22 protein-coding genes are annotated in these 22,717 nt (G+C 71.9%); 11 read left to right on the forward strand and 11 right to left on the reverse strand.

The window, feature by feature from the left end:
* The first annotated feature begins 50 nt into the window (after window positions 1-50).
* The 7 genes from WA640_RS13460 (at window position 51) to WA640_RS13490 (ending at window position 7,759) form a co-directional block, all read left to right on the forward strand.
* Window positions 51-1,151 (forward strand): ABC transporter substrate-binding protein, encoded by a 1,101-nt coding sequence (locus tag WA640_RS13460; RefSeq protein ID WP_335988212.1) that lies wholly within the window; start codon window positions 51-53, stop codon window positions 1,149-1,151.
* Window positions 1,148-1,939 (forward strand): ABC transporter ATP-binding protein, encoded by a 792-nt coding sequence (locus WA640_RS13465; protein ID WP_335988214.1) that lies wholly within the window; start codon window positions 1,148-1,150, stop codon window positions 1,937-1,939. The genes WA640_RS13460 and WA640_RS13465 overlap by 4 nt, the downstream gene beginning before the upstream one ends.
* Window positions 1,929-2,816, forward strand: a complete 888-nt coding sequence (locus tag WA640_RS13470; RefSeq protein WP_106365612.1) for an ABC transporter permease — start codon at window positions 1,929-1,931, stop codon at window positions 2,814-2,816. The genes WA640_RS13465 and WA640_RS13470 overlap by 11 nt, the downstream gene beginning before the upstream one ends.
* A 67-nt stretch (window positions 2,817-2,883) precedes the next feature.
* Window positions 2,884-3,705: an ABC transporter permease gene (locus WA640_RS13475; RefSeq protein ID WP_335988216.1), complete on the forward strand. Its 822-nt coding sequence runs from the start codon at window positions 2,884-2,886 to the stop codon at window positions 3,703-3,705.
* The gene (locus WA640_RS13480; protein WP_335988217.1) at window positions 3,678-4,412 is read left to right on the forward strand and encodes an ABC transporter ATP-binding protein; all 735 of its coding nucleotides are present in this window, start codon (window positions 3,678-3,680) and stop codon (window positions 4,410-4,412) included. The genes WA640_RS13475 and WA640_RS13480 overlap by 28 nt, the downstream gene beginning before the upstream one ends.
* A 14-nt stretch (window positions 4,413-4,426) precedes the next feature.
* Window positions 4,427-6,748, forward strand: a complete 2,322-nt coding sequence (locus WA640_RS13485) for an arylsulfatase (RefSeq protein WP_335988218.1) — start codon at window positions 4,427-4,429, stop codon at window positions 6,746-6,748.
* Window positions 6,749-6,781: 33 nt separating this feature from the next.
* Entirely contained in the window at window positions 6,782-7,759 is a 978-nt protein-coding gene (locus WA640_RS13490; RefSeq protein ID WP_335988219.1) for an ABC transporter substrate-binding protein, read from the forward strand.
* A gap of 61 nt (window positions 7,760-7,820) precedes the next feature.
* Here WA640_RS13490 and WA640_RS13495 read toward each other — a convergent pair whose 3' ends face one another.
* Entirely contained in the window at window positions 7,821-8,408 is a 588-nt protein-coding gene (locus tag WA640_RS13495) for a SecDF P1 head subdomain-containing protein (protein ID WP_335988221.1), read from the reverse strand.
* A gap of 171 nt (window positions 8,409-8,579) precedes the next feature.
* Between WA640_RS13495 and WA640_RS13500 the strand changes: the two genes are divergently transcribed.
* Window positions 8,580-9,308 (forward strand): HAD family hydrolase, encoded by a 729-nt coding sequence (locus tag WA640_RS13500; RefSeq protein ID WP_335988222.1) that lies wholly within the window; start codon window positions 8,580-8,582, stop codon window positions 9,306-9,308.
* On the opposite strand, the gene WA640_RS13505 is transcribed toward WA640_RS13500, so the two are convergent.
* Entirely contained in the window at window positions 9,305-9,907 is a 603-nt protein-coding gene (locus WA640_RS13505; RefSeq protein WP_335988223.1) for a helix-turn-helix domain-containing protein, read from the reverse strand. The genes WA640_RS13500 and WA640_RS13505 overlap by 4 nt on opposite strands.
* An 81-nt stretch (window positions 9,908-9,988) precedes the next feature.
* On the opposite strand from WA640_RS13505, the gene WA640_RS13510 reads away from it, so the two are divergent.
* Window positions 9,989-10,933: an NAD(P)/FAD-dependent oxidoreductase gene (locus WA640_RS13510; protein ID WP_335988225.1), complete on the forward strand. Its 945-nt coding sequence runs from the start codon at window positions 9,989-9,991 to the stop codon at window positions 10,931-10,933.
* Between the two features lie 38 nt (window positions 10,934-10,971).
* On the opposite strand, the gene WA640_RS13515 is transcribed toward WA640_RS13510, so the two are convergent.
* From WA640_RS13515 to WA640_RS13535, 5 genes are all read right to left on the reverse strand, one after another.
* Window positions 10,972-11,622 carry a DUF4241 domain-containing protein gene (locus tag WA640_RS13515; protein ID WP_335988226.1) on the reverse strand — a complete coding sequence of 217 codons (651 nt, stop codon included), beginning with the start codon at window positions 11,620-11,622 and terminating at the stop codon, window positions 10,972-10,974.
* Between the two features lie 31 nt (window positions 11,623-11,653).
* A complete protein-coding gene (locus tag WA640_RS13520; RefSeq protein ID WP_181245874.1) occupies window positions 11,654-11,809 on the reverse strand; it encodes a hypothetical protein in 156 nt (51 codons plus the stop codon).
* A gap of 91 nt (window positions 11,810-11,900) precedes the next feature.
* Window positions 11,901-12,593 carry a CE1759 family FMN reductase gene (locus WA640_RS13525; protein ID WP_106365603.1) on the reverse strand — a complete coding sequence of 231 codons (693 nt, stop codon included), beginning with the start codon at window positions 12,591-12,593 and terminating at the stop codon, window positions 11,901-11,903.
* Complete coding sequence (locus tag WA640_RS13530) at window positions 12,590-13,069, reverse strand: MarR family winged helix-turn-helix transcriptional regulator (protein WP_106365602.1); 480 nt, start codon at window positions 13,067-13,069, stop codon at window positions 12,590-12,592. Before WA640_RS13530 ends, WA640_RS13525 begins: the two co-directional genes overlap by 4 nt.
* 11 nt (window positions 13,070-13,080) lie before the next feature.
* A complete protein-coding gene (locus WA640_RS13535; RefSeq protein ID WP_106365601.1) occupies window positions 13,081-14,256 on the reverse strand; it encodes an LLM class flavin-dependent oxidoreductase in 1,176 nt (391 codons plus the stop codon).
* 235 nt (window positions 14,257-14,491) lie between these two features.
* On the opposite strand from WA640_RS13535, the gene WA640_RS13540 reads away from it, so the two are divergent.
* Window positions 14,492-15,550 (forward strand): patatin-like phospholipase family protein, encoded by a 1,059-nt coding sequence (locus WA640_RS13540; RefSeq protein ID WP_335988229.1) that lies wholly within the window; start codon window positions 14,492-14,494, stop codon window positions 15,548-15,550.
* A 2,268-nt stretch (window positions 15,551-17,818) separates the two neighbouring features.
* Here the strand turns inward: WA640_RS13540 and WA640_RS13545 are convergent.
* The 4 genes from WA640_RS13545 to WA640_RS13560 all read right to left on the reverse strand — a co-directional run bounded on the left by WA640_RS13545 (window position 17,819) and on the right by WA640_RS13560 (window position 20,968).
* Window positions 17,819-18,322: a GNAT family N-acetyltransferase gene (locus tag WA640_RS13545; RefSeq protein WP_335988230.1), complete on the reverse strand. Its 504-nt coding sequence runs from the start codon at window positions 18,320-18,322 to the stop codon at window positions 17,819-17,821.
* Between the two features lie 47 nt (window positions 18,323-18,369).
* Window positions 18,370-19,449 (reverse strand): AAA family ATPase, encoded by a 1,080-nt coding sequence (locus tag WA640_RS13550; RefSeq protein ID WP_335988233.1) that lies wholly within the window; start codon window positions 19,447-19,449, stop codon window positions 18,370-18,372.
* The gene (pnuC, locus tag WA640_RS13555) at window positions 19,446-20,081 is read right to left on the reverse strand and encodes a nicotinamide riboside transporter PnuC (protein ID WP_106365596.1); all 636 of its coding nucleotides are present in this window, start codon (window positions 20,079-20,081) and stop codon (window positions 19,446-19,448) included. Before pnuC ends, WA640_RS13550 begins: the two co-directional genes overlap by 4 nt.
* Before the next feature lie 113 nt (window positions 20,082-20,194).
* Window positions 20,195-20,968: a DUF1684 domain-containing protein gene (locus WA640_RS13560; protein ID WP_335988235.1), complete on the reverse strand. Its 774-nt coding sequence runs from the start codon at window positions 20,966-20,968 to the stop codon at window positions 20,195-20,197.
* A gap of 154 nt (window positions 20,969-21,122) precedes the next feature.
* Between WA640_RS13560 and WA640_RS13565 the strand changes: the two genes are divergently transcribed.
* Window positions 21,123-22,649, forward strand: a complete 1,527-nt coding sequence (locus WA640_RS13565) for an alpha-N-arabinofuranosidase (RefSeq protein ID WP_335988236.1) — start codon at window positions 21,123-21,125, stop codon at window positions 22,647-22,649.
* Window positions 22,650-22,717: the final 68 nt, after the last annotated feature.

The following is a 22,717-nucleotide window of genomic DNA, read 5'->3' on the forward strand; positions in this document are numbered from 1 at the left end:
TAATCGGACTACTAGGATTACCGTCCTTCACGATACAGAAAGCAATCCCCATGAGCTCTGCAAGCCCGCGCCCCCTCAAGCGCCGCAGCGTCATCGCGGCCGCCGCCGCCCTGCCCGCCGTCACAGCGCTCGCGGCCTGCGGCGGCAACGACGACGACTCCTCCGAGGCCGCGGCCGACGCCGACGCCTCGACCGCCTCGGGCACCATCCGCCTGGGCTACTTCGGGAACGTCACCCACGCCCCCGCCCTCGTCGGCCTCGAGGCCGGCGTCTTCGCCGACACCCTCCCCGAGGCCGTGAAGATCGAGGAGACCGTCTTCAACGCCGGGCCCTCCGCGATCGAGGCGCTCTTCGCCGACGCCATCGACATCTCCTACATCGGACCGAACCCGGCCATCAACGGCTGGGCCCAGTCCAGCGGCCAGGCCCTCCACATCATCGCCGGGTCCACCTCCGGCGGCGCCGGCCTGGTCGTCAAGCCCGAGATCGCCACGGTCGAGGACCTGCGCGGCAAGGCCCTCGCCACCCCGCAGCTGGGCAACACCCAGGACGTCGCGGCCCGCTACTGGCTCAAGGAGCAGGGCTTCGAGACCGACGAGAACGGCGGCGGCGACGTCGCCGTCACCCCCATCGACAACTCCGAGGTCGCCGCCGCGTTCGACGACGGCACCGTCGACGCCGCCTGGGCCGTCGAACCGCGCTACTCCGACCTGCTGCTCAAGCACGGCGCCGTCGAGTTCCTCAACGAGCGCGAGCTGTGGGACGGCGGCGAGTTCGTCACCACCCACATCATCGTCTCCAAGAAGTTCCTCGACGCCCAGCCGGCCCTGGTCAAGGCGTTCCTCGAAGGCCACCTCGCGGCCCTCGACTACATCGCCGCCAACCCCGACGACGCCCAGGTCAAGTCCAACGACCGCATCGAGGCCCTCACCGACAAGCGCCTCGACGACGCCGTCATCGCCGCGGCCTTCGCGAACCTCAGCTTCACCGCCGACCCCATCGCCGCCTCGCTCCAGGGCAGCAAGGAGCACGCCGTCGAGATCGGGCTCCTCGAAGAGGTCGACCTCACCGGCATCTACGCCCTCGACGCCCTCAACCAGGTGCTCGCCGACCGCGGCGACGCCGAGGTCTCGGCAGGTGACCTGGCATGACCGAGACCCGCACGGCATCGCGGGTCGACGACACCGCCCGGGCCGCAGGCGCCGTAGCGCTGACCGACGTGGTCAAGCGCTACGGCCGCGGCCCGGGCGCCGTCACCGCCCTCGACGGCGTCTCCCTCAGCGTCGAACCCGGCAGCTTCACCTGCCTGCTCGGCGCCTCCGGCTGCGGCAAGAGCACCCTGCTCTCGCTCGTCGCCGGACTCGACGACCTCTCCGGCGGCTCGATCGACCACGTCGACCAGCCGGTCGCCATGATGTTCCAGGAATCGGCGCTCTTCCCCTGGCTCACCGTCCAGGGCAACGTCGAGATCGCCATGCGCGTGCGCGGCGTCGGTCGGGCTGAACGACGCCGCCGCGCCCTGGAACTGCTGGAGACCGTGCGGCTCACCGGGTTCGCGCACAAGCGCCCCCACGAGCTGTCCGGCGGCATGCGCCAGCGCGTCGCGCTCGCGCGGGCCCTCGCGCAGGACGCGTCGGTGCTGCTCATGGACGAGCCGTTCGGCGCGCTCGACGCCATGACCCGCGACCTCCTCCACGACGAGCTGGAGCGGATCTGGCGCGAGCAGGGCCTCACGGTGCTGTTCGTGACGCACAACGTGCGCGAGGCCGTGCGCCTGGGCGACCAGGTGGTGCTGCTGTCCTCGCGGCCCGGCCGGGTGCTCAACGTGTACGACGTGGAGCTGGACCGGCCGCGGCGCATCGACTCCGCGCCGGTGGCGGCGCTGGCCGCCGAGATCACCGACGCGCTCCGCGAGGAGGTGTCGCGCCATGCCAACTGAGACCGTGAAGTCGAAGGTGGAGGACACCTCGCGCGACTGGGCGTCGGGCCTCGACGAGCTGGAGAAGACCCCGATCACCGAGACCCGGTGGGGGCGCTTCGCCTCGCGCCTGTGGGCCGGGACGTGGCCGAAAGCGCTCGCGCTGGTCATCGTCATCGGGTTCTGGCAGATCCTGTTCCTGTCGGGCTGGAAGGACCCGTGGGCGCTCCCGTCGCCTTTGATGGTGTGGGAGGAGCTGGCGGCGTACGTGCCGACGCCGGACTACTGGACGGCCATCGGGATCACCATGCAGCGGGCGCTGACCGGGTTCGCGCTGTCGGTGGCGGTCGGGTCGCTCCTGGGGATCGCGGTGGCGCGGTTCAAGCCGCTGCGCGCGGCCATCGGGTCGGCGATCACGGGCCTCCAGACGATGCCGTCGATCATCTGGTTCCCCCTGGCGATCCTGCTGTTCCAGATCTCGGAGTCGACGATCATGTTCGTGGTGATCCTCGGGGCGGTGCCGTCGATCGCGAACGGGATCATCTCGGGGATCGACTACGTGCCGCCGGCGTGGAAGCGGGTCGGGGCGGTGCTGGGCATGCGCGGCTTCCAGCTGTACCGCCACGTGATCATGCCCGCGACGCTGCCGTCGTTCGTGTCGGGCCTGAAGCAGGGGTGGGCGTTCGCGTGGCGCTCGCTCATGGCCGGGGAGCTCCTGGTGATCGTGGCCGGGCAGGGCTCGATCGGCGCGCTCATGCAGGGCGCGCGGGAGTTCAACGACGCGCCGCGGGTGCTGACGTGGATCGTCACGGTCCTGGTCATCGGCATCATCGTGGACACGCTGTTCCGGGCCGCCGACAACAAGATCCGCCGGTCCTGGGGCCTGGACCAGGAATAGCCGAGACCTCCCCCGGAGGGCGCTCCGCACCTGCGTCCTCCGGGGGATCGATCCCTTGGGGCACACGATGACTTCAATTCCCATCAAATCCATCGGACAGATCGATATCACGGCCGCCCTGGCCCGCCTGCGCCTGGACCGGCTCCGCGTCCTCATCGGGCCGGTCGTGCTGGTGGCGCTGTGGCAGATCGGCTCCGCGACCGGGCTCATCCCCGAGCAGACACTCGCCGCGCCCTCGACGGTGATCGCCGCCGGCGCCGACCTGGTCGAGACCGGGCGCCTGCAGGAGCACCTGCTGGTGTCCCTCGGCCGGGCGGCGACCGGCCTCGCCCTCGGCGTGGCGATCGGCGCGGCCCTGGCCGTGGTCGCGGGACTGTTCCGCTTCGGCGAGGACCTCATCGACGGGCCCATGCAGATCCTGCGCGCCATCCCCGCGCTCGCGCTGGTGCCCTTGGCGATCGTGTGGTTCGGCATCGGCGAGGAGGTCAAGGTCTTCCTGGTGGTGTTCGCGACCGCGTTCCCGGTGTACGTGAACACGCACGCGGCGATCCGCGGCCTGGACCCGCGCTTCGCCGAGCTCGCGCGCACCGCCGAACTGGGCCGGATCGGCCTGGTGCGCCACGTGATCCTGCCGGGGGCGCTGCCGGGGTTCTTCACCGGCCTGCGGTTCGCGACCGCGATCTCGTGGCTGGTCCTGGTGGTGTCCGAGCAGATCAACGCCACCAGCGGCATCGGCTTCCTCATGACCCAGGCGCGCAGCTTCGCCCAGACCGACGTCATCGTCGTCGGCCTGGTCGTCTACGGCCTCCTCGGGCTGGTCTCGGACCGGCTCGTCCGCTTCACCGAAGGGAGGGTCCTGCCGTGGCGACGGACCTTCAACGCGCGGTAGCGGCCCCGGCCGCCGTCGCGGTCAGGGCGCTCGACAAGTCCTTCGGGGCGCAGCACGTCCTCCAGGGCGTGGACCTCGACATCGCCCCCGGCGAGTTCACGGCGCTGCTGGGCCGCTCGGGCTCGGGCAAGTCGACGCTCCTGCGCGTCCTCGCCGGGCTCGACACCGAGTACGGCGGCGAGGTCGCGGTGCCCGCGCGGCGGGCCGTGGCCTTCCAGGACGCCCGGCTCCTGCCGTGGAAGCGGGTCCTCGACAACGTGGTGCTCGGCCGCCGCGGCAAGACCGCACGGGCGCAGGGGCTGGCGGTCCTTGAAGAGGTCGGCCTGGCGGACAAGGCGAAGGCGTGGCCGCACACGCTCTCGGGCGGCGAGGGCCAGCGCGCGGCGCTCGCGCGGGCCCTGGTGCGCGAACCGGAGCTGCTGCTCCTCGACGAGCCGTTCGGGGCCCTGGACGCGTTGACGCGCTTGAAGATGCACGCGCTGCTGCGGCGCCTGTGGGCCGTCCACCGGCCGTCGGTGCTGCTGGTGACGCACGACGTCGAGGAGGCGATCGCGCTCGCCGACCGGGTCCTGGTGCTCACCGAGGGCCGCATCTCGCTCGACGCGCGCGTGGAGCTGCCCGGGACGGCGCCGCGGCGCTCCCGGGAGTTCGCCGACCTGCGCGACCGGCTCCTCGCGGAGCTGGGCGTCGCCGAATCCGAACGCTGACAGGAGAAGACATCATGACCATCCCCGAGCACGCCCGCGGCTACGAGGGCTTCGGCGGCGAGATCGGGCGCACCGCGGCCGAGTCGACCCCGTGGTGGCCCGAGGAGGCGACCGCGCCCGAGGGCGCCCCGAACATCATCGTGGTGCTGCTGGACGACATGGGCTACAGCGACATCGGGCCGTTCGGGTCCGAGATCGACACGCCGAACCTCGACCGGCTCGCGGCCGCGGGGGTGCGGTTGTCGAACTACCACACGACGCCGGTGTGCTCCCCCGCCCGCGCGGCGCTGCTGACCGGCCTGAACCCGCACCGGGCCGGGTACGGGTCCGTCGCGAACTCCGACCCGGGCTTCCCAGGGCTGCGCCTGGAGCTGGCCGACGACGTGCTGAGCCTGCCGGAGGCGCTGCGCGCCAACGGGTACGCGACGTACGCGATCGGCAAGTGGCATCTGGCGCGGGACGCGAACCTCGCGCCGGGGCGCACCAAGGACTCCTGGCCGCTCCAGCGCGGCTTCGACCGCTACTACGGGTCCCTGGAGGGCCTGAACTCGTTCTTCCACCCCAACCAGCTCACGGTCGACAACGACGCGTCCACCGTGGAGGAGTACCCGGACGGGTACTACCTCACCGACGACCTGACCGACCGGGCCGTGTCGCTCATCAAGGACCTGCGCGCGCACGACGGGTCGAAGCCGTTCTTCCTGTACTTCGCGCACGTGGCGATGCACGGCCCGCACCAGGCGAAGGCCGGCGACATCGCGAAGTACCGCGGGAGGTACGGGCACGGGTGGGACGCGGTGCGCAAGGCGCGCTTCGCGAAGCAGCTCGCCGACGGCCTGTTCCCGGAGGGGACGGAGGCCGCGGAGAACACCGTGCCCGGGTTCGACGTGCCCGCGTGGGACTCGCTGGGCGAGGAGGAGCGGGACCGGTACGCGCGCTACATGGAGGTGTACGCGGCGATGGTCGACTCGGTCGACCAGTCGGTGGGCCGGATCCTCGACACCGTGGAGGCGCTCGGGGAGCTGGACAACACGATCGTGGTGTTCACCTCCGACAACGGCGGGACCGCCGAGGGCGGCCCGGTCGGGACCCGCACGTACTTCTCGCAGTTCGTGCACCACCCGGTGCCCGCGGACTGGGAGCGCGACGTGCCGCACGACCCGGAGCTCATCGGCTCGGCGAAGCTCGGCGTGCACTACCCGCGGGGCTGGGCGCAGGCGTCGAACACGCCGTTCCGGTTCTACAAGGGGCAGACGTTCGCGGGCGGGGTGCGGGTGCCGCTCATCGTGTCGTGGCCGGCCGGGCTCGCCCGCGCCGAGGGCGACGACGGGGTGCGGCACCAGTACGGGTACGTCACCGACCTGTTCCCGACCCTGCTGGAGCTGGCGGGGCTGGAGGCGCCGTCGCACCGGGCGGGGCGCGAGGCGCAGGACCGGGACGGGGTGAGCCTGGCCGAGGTGCTGCGCAAGGGCGAGCTGGCCAGCCCGCACACCGAGCAGTACGCCGAGTTCGGCGGGCACCGCGGCTACTACCGGGACGGCTGGAAGCTCGTCACGCTGCACCAGGCGGGGACGCCGTTCGACGACAACGAGTGGGAGCTGTACGACGTCGCCGCGGACCCGACGGAGATCCGCAACGTCGCCGGCGAGCACCCGGACCTGGTGCGGGAGCTGGCGGCGGCGTGGGAGGCCGCGGCGTGGCGCAACACGGTGTTCCCGCTCGGGCAGGGCTTCGGCGGGCCGCGGTCGCGGCGGCCTTCCCATGCGCGCCTTGCCGATCCGGTGCGGATCCTGCCGGGCACGCCGGTCCTGGAGCGGTTCCGGTCGGCGCAGCTGATCCAGTACCGGTCCTTCACCGTGGACGCGGAGCTGGCCGGGGACGGCGGCGACGGCGTGCTCGTCGCGCACGGCGACCCGCTGGGCGGGTACGTGCTGTACGTCGAGGACGGTCGCGTCCACTTCGGGTACAACCAGTTCGGGCGCACCGCGGTCGTCGGCGCCGAGATCCCCGCCGGGACGCGCCTGATCCGCCTGACCGCGGCCGCGACGCCGCGGCTGCGCTGGGACTTCACGCTCGCCGTCGGCGACGGGGTGCGCGAGCCGGTGCCGGTGGCGGACCTGCCGGGCCGGTTCCAGCTCGTCGGCATGGCCCCGTGGACCGGGATCTCGGTCGGGCGCGACGCCCGCGGCCCGGTCCTGTGGGACCTGCGCGAGCGGCGCGGCCTGTTCCCGTTCAACGGCGAGCTCACCGCCGTCACCTACACCCCGGGGCCGCTCGCGTTCGGCCCCGAGGAGATCAAGGCGATCCAGCAAGAAGCCGAACTCGCCGCCGACTAGCCCGATCCCCCATCCCTTTGAAAGGCAATTGAGATGACCACCCGCAGAACGATCCTCGGCGCCGCTGCCGCCGCACCGCTCGCCGCGCTCGGCCTGGCCGCGTGCTCCGACGACGACGGCTCCGGCGTCACGCTGCGGGTCGGCGAACTCGGCGCCGCCCCGGTCACGCAGGAGCTGTTCAAGGCCGCGGGCCTCGACGCCGACCTGCCGTATGCGATCGAGTGGAAGCAGTTCGTCAACGCCGGGCCCGAGTACATCGAGGCCGCGGGCGCGGGCGCCGTCGACGTCGGCTTCACCGCCGACACGCCGCTGATCTTCGCGGCCGCGAACGGCGTCCCGCTCAAGGCCGTCGCCGCGACCACCGTGGACGACCCGGCGACGTCCTTCAACGCGATCCTCGCCGGTGCCGGCACCGGCATTTCGACGGTGGCGGACCTCAAGGGCCGCAAGGTGTCCTTCCAGGAGGGCACGATCACGCAGTACCACGTGGTGAAGGCCCTCGAATCCGTCGGCCTGACGCTCGACGACATCGAGACCGCGAACCTGCCGGTCGTCGACGCGAACACCGCGCTCGCGAACGGCGAAGTGGACGCGGTCGCGACCCTCGGCATCTACTGGTCCCAGGCGGAGCTGGCCGGGGCGACCCTGGTCGCCACGGGCGCCGACTACTTCCCGAGCATCGGCCTGCTCTCGGCGCGCACCGAGATCATCGAGGACGCGGCGTACACCGACGCCCTCGCCGACTACATCGACCGCTACGGCCGGGCCCAGCAGTGGCGCTACGCGAACCTCGACGCCTGGACCGAGCAGTACGCCGCCCTCACCGGCCTCCCCCTCGACGTCGTCACCGCCACCGAGACCCGCGCCCCCGTCACCCTCGGCCCGGTCACCGACGCGATCATCGCCTCCCAGCAGGACCAGTCCGACGGCTACGCCGCCCTCGGCATCATCGACCCCCTCGACGCCGCCGACCAGTTCGACACCTCCTTCTCCAGCGCCTTCGAGGCATAAGAGACTCCGGCCCCGGGTCCCCGATCAGCTCGCGGGGACCCGGGCCCGGCACACCGCCGGGTCAGTCGGAGCGGCCTTCGGCGAGGGTCGTGGCGATCTCCTCGGCCTCCTCGATGGTGCCGAGACCTTGGATGTTGACGATGTCGTTCACGCTCAGCTCCAGGAGCGGCATCTGGTAGACCTCACCGTCGAGGACGATCTGCGGCTGACCCGATGATCCGACCGCGTCGTTCCACGCCTCGACGCCCTCCTCGTCGAGGACGAGGTAGACGACGGGGATGCCCGCGGTCCCGTAGTCGTAGTCGACGTACTCCACGTGCTCGCCGGTGAGGAACGCCGGACCGAACTCCACCTCCCACACCGCAGTTCCGTAGGTCCGCTCGAAGGCGACGCACGCGGTGAACGGGTCTTCCGCGGGCGCGTGCGCCGGCGGGCTCACTCCGTCGGTGGCGGGGTGGCGTTCCCGGCACTCCTCGTGGTCGTCGGCGCCGTCGGGATTGGTCATCATCCGGAACTGGAGGTCGACGCCGTCGGCGATCGCCATCGCAGTGGTACTCGCCGGGAGGTCGGCCGTGTCCGCGGTCGGCGCACCGCACCCGGCGGAGAACGCGAGCAGCAGGATGGCGGCGGTGAGGTGCAAGCGTCGCAAGGGGGTTCGCCTTTCGAGGTGGCGGGATCGTCCTCATGATACGCACCAGGTCGAGGTGAACGGGCTGCGAATGTATGGGGACGGTTGTGTGAGGTGGGGCGTGGGGGTGGGTTCGGGCGGTTCGGGGCGGTTACGGTTGCGGGTGATGCCCGCGCGAACGGAAGGCCGCCCGTGATCTACAACCTCTTCGACTCCGCCGCCGCGTACCGGCCGACCGAGGCCGAGCAGGCCGGGCCGGTGCCGCCGATCGAGGCGGTGCTGTTCGACTTCAGCAACACGATCTTCAAGCTCATCGACATCCCGACGTGGCTGCGGCGGGTCGCCGAGGCGGCCGGGAAGCCGATCGACGCGGCGATGGTCGAGAAGACCGCGGCGCAGCTGTACGAGGCGTACCGGATTCCCGAGGTGGCGGCGGCGCAGGTCGGGCGGGACGAATCGGCCGGGCAGCACCGGGCGGCGCTGTTCGCGTGGTTCGAGCGGGTCGACTACCTGCAGGGGATCGAGGCGACGGCGTACGAGCTGATCGCCGCGCCCGACGCGTGGGTGCCGTACCCGGACACCGAGCCGCTGCTGCGGGAGCTGCGGCGGCGCGGGATCAAGACCGGGATCGTCTCGGACTTCCCGTGGGACGTGGGCGTCCACATGGAGCACTTCGGGCTCGAAGACCTGGTGGACGTGCGGATCGTGTCGTACCAGTTCGGGACCGAGAAGCCCGACCCGGTGCTGTTCCGGGCCGCGTGCGAGCGGCTCGGGGTGGACCCGCGGGCGGCGCTCATGGTCGGGGACAACCCGGCGAAGGACGGCGGCGCGGCCGCGTCGGGGCTACGGGCGTTCATCCTGCCGGGCGAGGCCCGCACCGGTGAGCGGGGCCTCGCGCACGTGCTCGGCTTCCTGGACTAGCCGCTCGAATCGGCCCGGCCCTTGGGCTTCGCGCGCAGGTGGGCCCGCTCGCCCTGGGAGCCGAAGAGGCTCAGGAACTCCACCGACTCCTCCCCCGCGCGGCCGAACCAGTGCGGCGTGCGCGTGTCGAACTCGGCGGCCTCGCCGGGCTTCATCACGAAGTCGTGCTCGCCCAGGACCACCCGCAGCCGCCCGTTGAGGACGTACATCCACTCGTACCCCTCGTGGACCTGCGGGTCCGGCTCGCTCGGCGACCCGGCGGGGATGATGAGCTTGTACGCCTGGATGCCGCCGGGGCGGCGGGTCAGCGGCAGGTGGACCATGCCGTGGCGCACGACCGGGCGCAGGTGGATGCGCGGGTCGCCCGTCGGCGGGGCGTCGACGAGTTCGTCGAGGGTGACGCCGTGGGCTTTCGCCAAGGGCAGCAGCAGTTCCAGGGTGGGCCGCCGCGCCCCGGATTCGAGGCGCGAGAGCGTGCTCACCGAGATGCCCGTCTGCTCGGCGAGGTCGGCGAGGGTGGCCTCGCGCTGCTTGCGGAGGGCGCGCAGGCGCGGGCCGACCGCGTCGAGGGCCTTGTCGAGGCTCTGGTCCGGATCCATGCCTCCGAGTTTGCCATACCGGCAAGAAAGTTTGCCGGTTTCGCGAGGGCTGTTCTACCGTTCCCGCAGGAGGTGGTCGAAGTGACCGATGAACTGAGGGACCGGTACGACGTCGTGGTGATCGGCGGCGGCGCCGCCGGGCTGAACGGGGCGCTCGTGCTCGCGCGCGCCCGCCGCACCGTGGCCGTGATCGACGCGGGCGAGCCGCGCAACGCCCCCGCCGACGGCGTCCACGGCCTGCTCGGCCGCGAGGGCACGCCCCCCGGCGAGCTGCTCGCGACAGGGCGCGAGGAGGTCCGCGGCTACGGCGGCCATGTGGTGGACGGGCGCGTTGCGAAGGCGGACAAGGGCGACGACGGGTTCACCGTCGCGCTGGAGGACGGCCGCGAGGTCGCCGCCCGGCGGCTCCTCGTCGCCACCGGCCTCACCGACACGCTTCCCGACATCCCTGGCCTGGCCGAGCGCTGGGGCAAGGACGTCATGCACTGCCCGTACTGCCACGGCTGGGAGCACCGCGACCAGGCCATCGGCGTCATCGGCACCGGCCCGAACGCCGTCCACCAGGCGACCCTGTTCCGCCAGTGGACCGACGACCTCGTGTTCTTCACCCACACCGCGCCCGAGCTGACCGCCGAGGAGCGCGAGCGGTTCACCGCCCGCGGCGTGCGCATCGTCGAAGGCGAGATCGCCGCGATCGAGCCCGAAGGCGCGCGCATGCAGGACGGGACGCTCATCGAACGCCAGGCGTACGCGGTCGCCACCCGCATGGAGGCCCGCGCCGGATTCCTCACCGCGCTCGGGCTGGAGCCGGTCGAGCACCCGTCGGGCGCCGGGCAGCACATTCCCGCCGATCCCATGGGCCGCACCGCGGTCGACGGGGTGTGGGCCGCGGGGAACGTCACCGACCTCATGGCGCAGGTCGGCCCCGCCGCCGTCGCGGGCGCCCAGGCCGGGGCGCTCATCAATTACGACCTCATCGAGGAGGAGACCGCCGAAGCCGTGGCCCTGCACCGGCTCGGCGCCTAGGAACACGGGTCGCGGCGGCCTCCGGGCCGCCGCGACGCCTAATCGGGCAGGACGAGGAAGTCGGTGACGAACCGCGTCACGGCCCCGTCGGCGTCGCGGCCGATGAACGTCGGGTACGCGCCGTCGCCGAAGCCCGAGCCGACCAGGACCACGTTCGCGCCGGTCGCCGGATCGGTCACCGCCGCGGCCAGGCCCGTCACCGGGCCCTCCCAGTCCATCTCGCCGATGAGCTCGTCCTCGGTCCGCTCGAAGTCCCAGTCCTTCAGCGGCCGCACCGCCGCCTCGTCGGCGAGGGCCCCGCACCCGGCGTCGACGCCGTACCCGAAGAACCCGTCCTCGCTCAATCCCGCCACATCGGCGTCCGCGCTCGTCAGCGCCATCTCCCACGCCACCGTCGGCGCCCCGCTCACCCGCAGCTCCAGGGCGGCGTTGCGCCGGTCGGTCTCCTTTCCTTCACGCGAGAACACCGCGACCCACGCGATCAGCGGATACGAACCCGGTTCCACCGCAACGAGGTACGGGGCGTTCTCGGGGAACACGAGGGGGTCGCAGCCGACGATGCGGCCGGTCGGCAGCACCGCCGAGCCGATCTCCATCGGCACGATGCCGCCGGTCGTCCCGTCGTTCCACCCGGCGTCGAACACCGCGCCGGGAGTCAGCAGGACCGCGAAGTCAGGGGCGTACGCCATGGCCCGATCGTAGCGGGCCCGACAGACGCGATCACCCCTGTTCGGACTCCGGGCCGTCCTCGGCCAGCGCGAAGTCGCCGCCGGTCGGGTCCTCGGCGACCACCTGCACGGTCTCGATGACCTCCGCGGGGCCTTCATGCGGGTAGACCACGAACTCGCCGGTGCTGATCATGTCGCGATCGCTCATGAGGGGGCCTCCAAAAGGGTTCCCTCCACTGTACTGCGCGCACGCGACGAGGGCCCCGGTGCGAACCGGGGCCCTCTGCTCTTGCGGCCGTTCAGTCCCGGCGCGGCGGCTTCGCCGACCCGCCCGTCGCCAGGCGCATCAGATCGGAGCTCAGGTCGATGTCGAGCTCCGTCCCGCCCGCCGAGCCGTACTCGTGCTGGTAGGACTTCCACGACTCCGAGCGCACCTGCTCGGCGAACCCGGACTCCATGAGCAGCAGCAGCTCGATCGCCGCGCGCCCGATCCGCTCCCCGAGCTCGGCGGCGTTCCAGTCCTCCGTCGCCGCGAACACCGACGTCGGCACCGTCATCGTCCGCAGGTACGCGAACAGCGACCGCATCTGCTCGTCCACGACCAGCGCGTGCCGCGCCGTCCCCGCCGTCGCCGCGAGCACCACCGGCTTGGCGATGAGCAGGTCGTTGTCGAGGACGTGGAAGAACGAGGAGAACAGGCCGCTGGGCGCGGCCTTGTAGACGGGCGCGCTGGCGACGACGCCGTCGGCGCGGCCGAGGACCTCGATCGCGCGGGTCATCTTGGGGCCCATGAGCTGCGAGACGATCGCGGTGGTGATCTCGCTCGCGAGTTCGCGCAGGTCGATCACGTCGACCGTGACGGCGGCGCCGCGCTCGGTCGCGAGCGCGGAGACGCGGGACGCGATCCGGTCGGCGAGCATCCGCGTCGAGGACGGGTCGCTGGTGCCGGCGCTGACGACGGCGAGCCGGTACGGCTCCTTGGGCGTGCTCACAGCACTGCCTCCTTGCTGGTGGTCCGGGTCTGGGCCGGGGCCTGGGCCCCGGCGAGTTTGCGGCCGATCGATTCGAGCTGGCGCATCTCCTCGTCGGTGAGGACGTCGGCGACGGCGCGAGCCACATCGACGGCGTGGCGGCCGCCGACCCGCCGCTGGGCCTCGCGCCCGGCGGCGGTCAGGCCCAGGCGCAGGCCGCGCCCGTCCTCGGGGTCGGGGGTCCGCTCGACCAGGCCGCGCTCGGCGAGCCGCTCGACCAGCCGCGACAGCGCGGGCTGGCTGAGCAGGACGCCGCGGCCCAGCTCGAACAGGCGGATCGGCCCCTCGTGCTTGGCGAGGGTGTAGAGCACGTCGTACTCGCGCATCGACACCTCGCCCCAGATCGGCTCGGCCGCGAACCGCTTCATGAGCGCCGCGTGGGCGGTCAGCAGCGACTCCCACGAGTCGTTCGCGAGCCTGCTGCGTGAGCGGGTCATCGTCGGGCCCCTTACTCGTCGGCGCCCGCGGGGGCGCTGTCCTGGTAGGGCGAGTCGCCGGTGACGTTGTCGCCGCGGTTGGCGTTCGGGCGCGGCTGGCGGGCCGGGCCGTCGCCGTACTTCGCCTTCACGAGGCTCGCGTGGGTCGGCGCCTCGGCGGACTCGGGGTCCTTGCGGGCCGCGAGCTCCTTGCGCAGCACCGGGACGACCTCGCCGCCGAGCAGTTCGAGCTGGTCGAGGACCATACCCAGCGGCATCCCGGCGTGGTCGATGAGGAACATCTGGCGCTGGTAGTCGCCGAACGCGTCGTGGAAGGTCAGGGTCTTGTCGATGACCTCCTGGGGGCTGCCGACGGTGAGCGGCGTGCCCTGCGTGAACTCCTCCAGGGTCGGGCCGTGGCCGTAGACGGGGGCCTCGTCGAAGTAGGGCCGGAACTCCTTGACGGCGTCCTGGCTGCGCTTCGCGATGTAGGCCTGGCCGCCGACGCCGACGATCGCCTGCTTGCGCGTGCCGTGCCCGTAGTGCTCGAAACGCTGCCGGTAGAAGTCGATGAGGCGCTTGGAGTGCGAGGTGGGCCAGAAGATGTGGTTGGCGAAGTAGCCGTTGCCGTAGAACGCGGCCTGCTCGGCGATCTCGGGCGTGCGGATCGAGCCGTGCCACACGAACGGCGGCACGTCGTCGAGCGGGCGCGGCGTCGAGGTGAAGCCCTGGAGCGGCGTGCGGAACTGGCCCTCCCAGTCCACGACGTCCTCGCGCCACAGCTTGTGCAGGAGGTTGTAGTTCTCCAGCGCGAGCGGCAGGCCCTGGCGGATGTCCTGCCCGAACCAGGGGTAGACCGGCGCGGTGTTGCCGCGGCCGAGCATGAGGTCCATGCGGCCCTTGGACAGGTGCTGGAGCATCGCGTACTCCTCGGCGATGCGCACCGGGTCGTTCGTGGTGATGAGCGTGGTCGCGGTGGTGAGGACGAGCCGCTCGGTGAGCGCCGCGATGTGCGCGAGCAGCGTCGTCGGCGAGGAGGAGAAGAACGGCGGGTTGTGGTGCTCGCCGATCGCGAACGCGTCGAGGCCGACCTCTTCGGCCTTGACCGCGATCTTGACGATCGCGTCGATCCGCTCGGCCTCGCTCGGGGTCTCGCCCGAGACCGGGTCGCGCGTGATGTCACTGACTGAGAAGATCCCGAACTGCATCGGACTGCCTGCTCTCCCCGCCTCCGCGGGATCGAAGTTCATGCGTTTGCATCTACCTTAACGGTGCCCCGGCCCGGCCTATTCCGTCCAGGGCCCCGAGGCGGTCGTCACAGCGGGACATCGCCTGCGGTGACGCATGTATGACGGAACGATGCCCGGATGCGTACCCTCAGAAGGACATGCCGCAATCGACCGGATTCGGCCCCGCCGTCCGCCCCACCCCCCGGAGGCACCGTTGCAGGACCTGTACTCGCCCGACCGCGACCACTACTGGAGCGACGACCACCCCGTCCTCGAACTCGTCCGCGCCCGCAAGGCCGCCGGGACCCGCCCCGGCGCCCACGGCGACGGCCACCGCCTCGGCCTCGCCGTCGAAGGCGGCGGCATGCGCGGCGTCGTCTCCGCCGCCATGCTCACCGCCCTCGACGACCTGGGCCTGCGCGACGCGTTCGACGACGTCTACAGCTGCTCCTCCGGCTCGGTCAACGCCGCCTACTTCGCCGGCGGCGAGACCTGGTACCCGCTCACCATCTACTTCGACGACCTCGCCACCAAGCAGTTCGTCGACATGCGCCGCTTCGCCTCCCGCCGCGGCATCCTCAACCTCGACTACGTCTTCGAGCAGGTCCTGGAGACCGTCAAACCCCTCGACTACGACCGCATCCTCCAGGCCCCCGCCGGATTCCACGTCGCCGTCACCCTCGTCGACGAACTGCGCACCGAGAGCGTCGCCCACTTCCGCGACAAGGACGACCTCCGCGAAGGCCTGCGCGCCAGCTGCTGGCTCCCCGTCGCCGTCCCCGGCGCCGGGACCTTCCGCGGCCGCCGCGCCGTCGACGGCGGCGTCCTCACCGCCCACCCCTACCTCCTCGCCCTCGCCGACGGCTGCACCCACGTCCTCTCCCTCTCCACCAAACCGCTCCGCGCCCCCGGCCGCCCCTCCCCCGGCCGCCGCCTCTCCGCGCTCTACATGGAGCGCATCAGGAAAGGCCTCGGCCGCGGCTACCTCGCCAACCTCGACCGCTACCGCACCCAGCGCAGGCAGCTCCAGGAATGGATGACCGACCCCGGCACCGGCCCCTACGTCCTCGACCTCGCGCCCCTCCCCTGGATGCCCGAGGTCCGCCGCCACGAGATGTCCCTGGGAGCGCTCCTGACCGCCGCCCGCCAAGCCCACGCGATCATGCACGCCGCCGTCACCGGCATCCCCGCCAAACGCCTGCGCGACGGCACCTTCGCGTCCCTCCCCCGCTTCACCACCGTCGACGGAGGCGTCCGTGCCGACGCCGACTGAGACCCTCGCCGCCGCCCTCGACGCCCTCACCGCCGACGGCGACCCGACCGCGGCCGCCGCCCTCGACCGATGGGAACCGCAGCACTGGCGCGAGGCCCTCCTCGACCTCCCCCTCGACGAACACGGCTACTACGACCGCTTCCACCGCCACCAGCGCGCCGAGATCGAACGGCTCTGGACCTGGTGGACCGGCACGCGCGACCACCGGCACACCCCCGAGACCGTCGGCCTCCTCGGGCTCTACCTGCTCACCGTCACCGCCGTCCACTGCTCCGAACGCGCCCGCTTCCACGGCGAGACCACCGTGACCTACACCTGCGGCGACACGCAGGTCACCGCCGCGCACCTCTCCACCGAACTCGTCGCCGACCCGCGCGTCCGCGACGCCCTCAAGACCCTCTACGCCCCGGCCGCCGGCCAGGCGCCGCAGGACACCCTCGACCAATGGGCCCTGATCGACTTCGACACCCTGCGATTCCACCGCCACGGAACCACCTCGATCATCCTGTACGGCAAGAGCGCCGACCCCAAGAAGAGCCGCAGAACCGAATTCGCCCTCAAATGCATCGTCTACCCGTACCAGCGCCTTCCCGCCATCACCGACGCCACCCGCACCTACGCCGACCGCTTCGACACGTTCATCCCCGACGACGCCCCGCTCGTCGTCGTCTGGGCCAGCCACGACAACTGGATCCTCCAGGACTTCCTCACCGGGCAGACCCTCGCCGAACGCCTTCGCACCCGCCCCCGCACCGAGCCCCGGCCCCGCAAGACCGCCATCCGCCCGATCGACATCGCCGAACTCGACCTGCTCGGCAACGCGCTCCTGTACGCGCTGGCGGACCTGGTCCGGCTCGGCTACCGCCACGAGGACCTGTCGCCGTCCAACATCATCGTCCAGGACTTCGGCAGCACCGCCCGCATGCGCTTCATCGACCTGGGGGTCAACCACCTCCACACCCGGACCCTGCCGGGCGAGTCCTACGGCGAGGCCGTCTACGTGGCCCCCGAGGTCCGAAAGGGCGGGCACGGCGACGACCAGGCGGACTTGTACTCGCTCGGGCGGCTGCTGCTGGCGATCAGCGGCGCCGGGCTGGGCCCCGACGGCAGCCTCCCCGACCACACCTACGTGCTCTCCACGGGCATGGCCCGCCTGCTCGAAGACCTCGTCGACGCCGACCCGGACCGCCGGCTGCTCGTGACGCCGATCGAGGACCCCGCAGCACCCGAATCCGCGCAGGGCCGCAACCGGATCGACCAGATCCGCGAGCTGTTCCAGCGCGAGATGGAGGTCATCCGCGAAACCGCCCGCCTCGAACCGGAAGGGGCGATGGAGCGGCTCAAGGACCTGCTGCCGGGATCTGGCACGGTGTCCCGCCAGGGCCGGATCATGCGGGTGCGCCAGCGGCAGGCCGCGGCGATGCGGGACCAGGGCCGGACCGCCGACGTGTGGCGGCTGCGGAAGGCCCAGCGGCTGCGCCGATGGGCGTGGGGGGCCGCGTTCCTCCTGTGGGGGACGGCCGCGCTGGTCGCGACCTGGTGGCTGGAGGACCTCGGCATCGGCTGGCAGGCGAAGTGGATCGAGGTCGTCAACATCGCCGTCGCCGAGGCCGGATCGGACTTCGACTTCTTCGCGGCGATGCGGATGGACGGGTACGTCGTGCCCGACCCGTGGGGGAACCTCCCCGCACGGCTCGTCGGCTTCTCGTTCGCCCTGGTGAACGCGCGGCTCTACCTGAACCTGTTCGCGGAGATCTCGCCGCTGTCGTCGCTGCCGCGGCGCGGCAGGCAGCGGTTCCTCACGTATGCGACCGAGTTCGGGCTCCGGTCGATGGCGGTCCTGCCCTCCCTGTGCGTGATCCTGCCGACCCTGGTGCAGGGCGACTGGTGGCCGCTGGCGACGCAGATCGGGCTGGTGTGGACCGCGGCCGTGTTCAGCGTCTTCATCGCGTTCGAGCGCGACACCCACCGGCGGGCCCGGGCCGCGGGCCTCTCGACGGTCCCCGAGGGCGAGTTCCCGCCGGGGCGACTGGTCCGGTGGCGGCCGACGCTGGTCATCTACTGCGTGCCGGTGCTGGGGATCGGCACGCTCATCATGCTCGACCTGGTGCAGGACGAGCTGGTGTACGCGTCGTTCGTGTCGCTCATCAACCTGTCGATCTACTACTTCAAGAGCGCGGGAGCGGACGCGCCGCGGGTGCGCACGGAGCTGTCGCGGGCGTTCCTCGCCGCGGAGCGGCTGGACCGGCTGGACGCGCGGGACGCGGGTCAGAGCGGGCGGCGCATGCAGACGCGGGGCCAGCGGTCGATGCCGTGGGCGGATTCGCGGTCGCGGATCGCGCGCAGGCCCGAGGTGAGGGCGTCGTCGTCGAGCGGGGCGAATCCGAGCCGCTCGTAGTAGGGCGCGTTCCAGGGCACGTCGCGGAAGGTCGTGAGGGTGAGCGCGTCGAGGCCCCGCTCGGCGGCCACTGCGGCGGCGTGGTCGATGAGGGCGCGGCCGAGGCCGCGGCGGGCCCGGTCGGGGTGGACGGACACCTGCTCGATGTGGAGGGCGCCGTCGACGGGCTCGGCGATGAGGTACGCGACGGGCCTGCCGCGGTCGGCGGTGGCCCAGGCGAGGCCGGTGCGGCGGTAGTCGTCGAGTTCCTTGAGGGTGAGCGGCTCGTCGTCGGCGATGGCGTCCATGCCGACGGTGCGGAAGCACTCGCCCGCGGCGCGCTCGATGTCCTGGAGGAGGGGCAGGTCGGTAGTGGTCACGGCCCGGATGCGCATGTGGCAAGTGTGCGCCCGCGCGGCCCGGCGGGGCAAGCCGGTTCGCCTCAGCGGTACTCCGGGAGCGGGTCGGCGATGCCCCAGCCCGCGGCGACGAGCGCGTCGACGGCGCGCACGGCCTGGTCGAGGCGGTCGGTGCGGGTGCCGTGGAGCTGCACGTAAGGGCGGCCGGTGCGCTCCAGTTCGGCCTTGAAGCGACCGGTCATCCAGGGGCGCAGGTGCTCGCCGTCGCGCAGGCCGTCGTCCTCGAAGGGGACGCCCTCGTGGTCGGTGAGGAGGTACAGGTGGTGGTGCAGCGCGTCGGCGAGCGGGTCGACGTCGGGGTTGCGGCCGCCGATGTAGCGCTCGTGCCAGACGGCGGTCGCGAAGGCGTCGGTGTCGCAGAACAGGACCGGGCCGCCGATGCGGGCGGCGGCCTCTTCGAGGTCGTTCTGGCGGGCGGCGATGAGCGGGAAGTCGGCGGTGTCGAACCTGACGTCGGCCCACACCGCGCCAGGCCGGCCCGCTTGCAGTGCGGCGAGCTTCTCCTCGCTGTAGACGCGCCCGTACTCGGGCACGCACTGCGTGGCGGCCCAGACGCCGCCGCGGGCGGCGTAGGCGGCGGCGAGGTCTTCGGCGATCGTGGTCGTGCCGGTCGACTCGGCGCCGACCGCGACGACGCGCAGCGCGAGGCCGGCGCGCACGGGCCCTTCGAGGTAGTCCCAGTTCCCGGCCGGGTCGGCGCGGATCTTCGTGCCGGAGACGGGGACGGCGTTCCGGTCGAGGTCGACGAGGACGTGGGCGGCGCCGAGGCGGCGGGCCAGCTCGGGGCCGTAGGGCTCGGAGGTGAAGAGCGCGTCGATCCGCTCGGGGACGGCGGCCTGGAAGATGTCGACGTGGGCCTGCCAGACCGCCTCGTCGTTGAGGTCCATGTGGACGTTGTCGACGGCGCCGATGACGCGGGCCGCGGGGAACGCCTCCTGGATCCAGGCGACGCGGTCGGCGAGGGGGATCGACTCGACGTCGGCGTGGCTGACGAGGACCGTCAGGCGCTCGCATCCGGCGAGGGCGCGGCGGATGAGGTGGAAGTGGCCCGCGTGCGGCGGATAGAACTTGCCGAGGACCAGGCCGTGCTCGGGGAGGCTCACGCGGTCGCCTCCGCGAGACCGGCGGTGCGGAGGTCCTTCTGCCAGTTGCGGAGGCCGAGGACGCACAGGGCGAGGAACCCGACGTAGAGGATCGCCGTCAGGTACAGGCCCTTGTAGGCGTACAAGGGGATGTAGACGAGGTCGGCGGCGATCCACAGCCACCAGGATTCGAGGCGCTTGCGGGTCTGGCCGTAGGTCGCCATGAGCGACAGGACCGTGGTGAGGGCGTCCCAGAACGGGACGGTCGAGTCGGTGGCGCGGTCGAGGAGGAGGGCGAGGGCGGCGAGGCCGATGAGCCCGGCGCCGATGAGGGCGGTCCACTCGGTGCGGCCGGTGCGGCTGACGGGGAGGCGGTCGTCGGCGGGGCCGCCGCCGCGGACCCAGTTCCACCAGCCGTAGGCGCCGAGGGCGATGAAGACGAGCTGGAGGCCCGCGTCGGCGTAGAGGCCCCACTGGGTGAACAGCACGATGAACATGAGGCAGTTGAAGATCCCGATGCCCCAGTTGGCGATGTGCTGGCGGGCGACCAGCCACACGCACAGGGCGCCGGAGACGAACCCGAGCACCTCGATGAGGGTGGTGGGGACGCCGAAGGCGTCGAAGAGGACGGGGTTGGGCACGGCGTCGAACACGAGGGGTCCTTTCAAGGGGCGCTTCGGGTCACGACTCTACGTCGGCGCCGGTGCGGGCCGGGAGTGTCCCGGCCCGCCGCGAGGGCGTCGGCCTCGGTGTCGATATATCTTCTTTATGACGGTTTGCGTTCGCCCGCCGTGACCGAGGCGGTGAGGCGGTTCGGGCCCGGCGGGAGCGGGCAGGTGCCGTAGTCGGTGAACGCGCAGGGCATGTTGAGCGAGCGGTTGAAGTCGAGCTCCACCGTCCCGTCCGGGTCCGGAGCGGGGGCGGTGAGCTGGCGGAACGAGGCCGTGGTGTCGCCGTTGGTGGGGTCGCGGAACAGCAGCCACAGGCGGCCCTCCCCCGCGTCGGTCGCGACGAGCTCCTGGCTCGCGCCGCCGAGGTCGAAGCGGACGGTACCGACGGCGTGCAGCGACTGGTCGACGCCCTCGCGGACCGAGCCGACGTCGACGAGTTCCGGGGCGGGCGTGAACTCGGCCCGCACCACCCACGCGGGGTCGGGGTCGAAGGCGGGGACGCCGGTGAAGCCGGTGCGGGTGGGCGCGAGCGGGTCGCGCACGCGCACGGCGTGGCGGCCGCCGCGCGGGGCGAGTTCGAGCCGCTTGTCGCCGTAGTCGACCCAGGCCGGGCCCGAGCCCGCGGGGGCCTTGAACTCGACGGTGCCGTCGACGGCGCGCCCGTCGGCGCTGAGGCCGTCGGCGGCCTTTGCGGTCACGGTGACGGCGGTGCCGTCGGAGGACCAGAGGCCGGGCAGGCCGTCGAGGGGCGCGGGCTCCTCGTCGAGCCAGTGGAACGCGGTCAGGCTGAGCCAGCCGTGGGGCTGGGCCAGCGCGGCCTCGCGGTGCTCGCGCCAGTCCCGCCAGGCGCGGGTGAAGTCGTCGGTCATGCCGGGTACAAGACCGCGGCGCGCCGGGAAATTCCCTTTCCCGGGAGTCTTGACAAGCGGTCGGCGGGACCCGGTAGAGTGAGGTCGCTTTACCGATAAATTACCCCGTCCGCAGCGCGTTTCCCAGGGAGGCGCGCCTCCCTGGAAGGCACCGATGAGCAGCACCGTCAACGCCGTGGTCAACCTCGACCTCGAAGGCCCCGTCATCAGCCGGCACGTGTACGGCCACTTCGCCGAGCACCTCGGGCGGTGCATCTACGGCGGCTTCTACGTCGGCGAGGACTCCGACATCCCCAACGAGGGCGGCATCCGCCTCGACGTCGTCGAGGCCCTCCGGGCCCTGGACATCCCGAACCTGCGCTGGCCCGGCGGCTGCTTCGCCGACGAGTACCACTGGCGCGACGGCATCGGCCCCAAGGAGGACCGGCCGGTCATGATCAACACCCACTGGGGCGGGGTCGAGGAGAACAACCACTTCGGCACCCACGAGTTCATGGCCCTGTGCGAGCTGCTCGGCACCGAGCCGTACATCTCCGGGAACGTCGGCTCCGGCACCGTGCAGGAGATGAGCGAGTGGGTCGAGTACCTCACCCGCGACGGCGACTCCCCCGCGGTGCGCGAGCGCAAGGCCAACGGCCGCGAGGAGCCCTGGAAGGTCAAGTACTGGGGCCTGGGCAACGAGACCTGGGGCTGCGGCGGCAACATGTCGGCCGAGCAGTACGCCCTCGAAGCGCGCCGCTACGCCACCTACTGCCGCAACTACGGCGACAACAAGCTCTACCGCATCGCCGCGGGCGCCTCGGACTTCTCGTACGGCTGGACCGAGACGCTCATGAAGCAGCTCTCGCACCTGGGCTGCCAGCGCGTCGAGCGCCCGCTGTACCAGGCGGTCTCGGTGCACTACTACACCGTGGCGGGCCCGTGGGAGAACAAGGGCTCGGCGACGGAGTTCACCACCGACGAGTACTACACGACCCTCTACAAGGCGTCGCGGACCGACGAGCTGCTCACCGGGCACGGGAACGTCATGGACCTGTACGACCCGAAGAAGGAGATCGGGATCGTCCTCGACGAGTGGGGCACCTGGTGGGACGTGGAGCCGGGCACGAACCCCGGGTTCCTGTACCAGCAGAACACGATGCGCGACGCGCTCGTGGCCTCCGTCCACTTCGACATCTTCCACAAGCACGCCGACCGCCTGGTGATGGCGAACATCGCGCAGACGGTGAACGTGCTCCAGGCGATGATCCTCACCGACCCCGACTCGGGCGCGCTGGTGCTCACCCCGACCTACCACGTGTTCCGCATGAACAAGGGCCACCAGGACGCCGCGAGCCTCCAGGTGCACGTCGTGGGCGACAAGCCGGTCAAGGACGTCGACGGCGCGGAGCTGCCGACCGTGTCGGTCTCGGCCTCCCGCAAGGACGGCCGCCTCCTCGTCTCGCTGTCCAACCTGGACGCCGACGAGGCCGCGGACGTGTCGATCGACCTCCGCGGCGGCGCCGTCACCGGCCTGGCCTCGGAGATCCTCACGGCCGCCGCGGTCAACGCGCACAACAGCCCCGACGCCCCCGAGGCCGTCGCGCCGCGCGCCCACGACGGCGTGCGGATCGAGGACGGGAAGCTCCTCGTGCACCTTCCGGCGCACTCGTTCGTCACCGTCGCGGGCGATGTCGCGTAGGCGGGGACACGGCGTAGTCGCGCCCCCGCATTAGGGTGAGAACATAGGAGGGTCGTCGAGTCTGGAAG

Source organism: Glycomyces sp. MUSA5-2 (assembly GCF_037034145.1).
GTDB lineage: Bacteria > Actinomycetota > Actinomycetes > Mycobacteriales > Micromonosporaceae > Glycomyces > Glycomyces artemisiae.

What these genes read in the sequence shown, in the direction of transcription:
- WA640_RS13460 (WP_335988212.1), top strand. Translation starts at nt 51, where the DNA reads ATGAGCTCTGCAAGCCCGCGCCCCCTCAAGCGCCGCAGCGTCATCGCG.
- WA640_RS13465 (WP_335988214.1), top strand. Translation starts at nt 1,148, where the DNA reads ATGACCGAGACCCGCACGGCATCGCGGGTCGACGACACCGCCCGGGCC.
- WA640_RS13470 (WP_106365612.1), top strand. Translation starts at nt 1,929, where the DNA reads ATGCCAACTGAGACCGTGAAGTCGAAGGTGGAGGACACCTCGCGCGAC.
- WA640_RS13475 (WP_335988216.1), top strand. Translation starts at nt 2,884, where the DNA reads ATGACTTCAATTCCCATCAAATCCATCGGACAGATCGATATCACGGCC.
- WA640_RS13485 (WP_335988218.1), top strand. Translation starts at nt 4,427, where the DNA reads ATGACCATCCCCGAGCACGCCCGCGGCTACGAGGGCTTCGGCGGCGAG.
- WA640_RS13490 (WP_335988219.1), top strand. Translation starts at nt 6,782, where the DNA reads ATGACCACCCGCAGAACGATCCTCGGCGCCGCTGCCGCCGCACCGCTC.
- WA640_RS13505 (WP_335988223.1), bottom strand. Translation starts at nt 9,907, where the DNA reads ATGGATCCGGACCAGAGCCTCGACAAGGCCCTCGACGCGGTCGGCCCG.
- WA640_RS13515 (WP_335988226.1), bottom strand. Translation starts at nt 11,622, where the DNA reads ATGGCGTACGCCCCTGACTTCGCGGTCCTGCTGACTCCCGGCGCGGTG.
- WA640_RS13520 (WP_181245874.1), bottom strand. Translation starts at nt 11,809, where the DNA reads ATGAGCGATCGCGACATGATCAGCACCGGCGAGTTCGTGGTCTACCCG.
- WA640_RS13530 (WP_106365602.1), bottom strand. Translation starts at nt 13,069, where the DNA reads ATGACCCGCTCACGCAGCAGGCTCGCGAACGACTCGTGGGAGTCGCTG.
- WA640_RS13535 (WP_106365601.1), bottom strand. Translation starts at nt 14,256, where the DNA reads ATGCAGTTCGGGATCTTCTCAGTCAGTGACATCACGCGCGACCCGGTC.
- WA640_RS13545 (WP_335988230.1), bottom strand. Translation starts at nt 18,322, where the DNA reads ATGCGCATCCGGGCCGTGACCACTACCGACCTGCCCCTCCTCCAGGAC.
- WA640_RS13560 (WP_335988235.1), bottom strand. Translation starts at nt 20,968, where the DNA reads ATGACCGACGACTTCACCCGCGCCTGGCGGGACTGGCGCGAGCACCGC.
- WA640_RS13565 (WP_335988236.1), top strand. Translation starts at nt 21,123, where the DNA reads ATGAGCAGCACCGTCAACGCCGTGGTCAACCTCGACCTCGAAGGCCCC.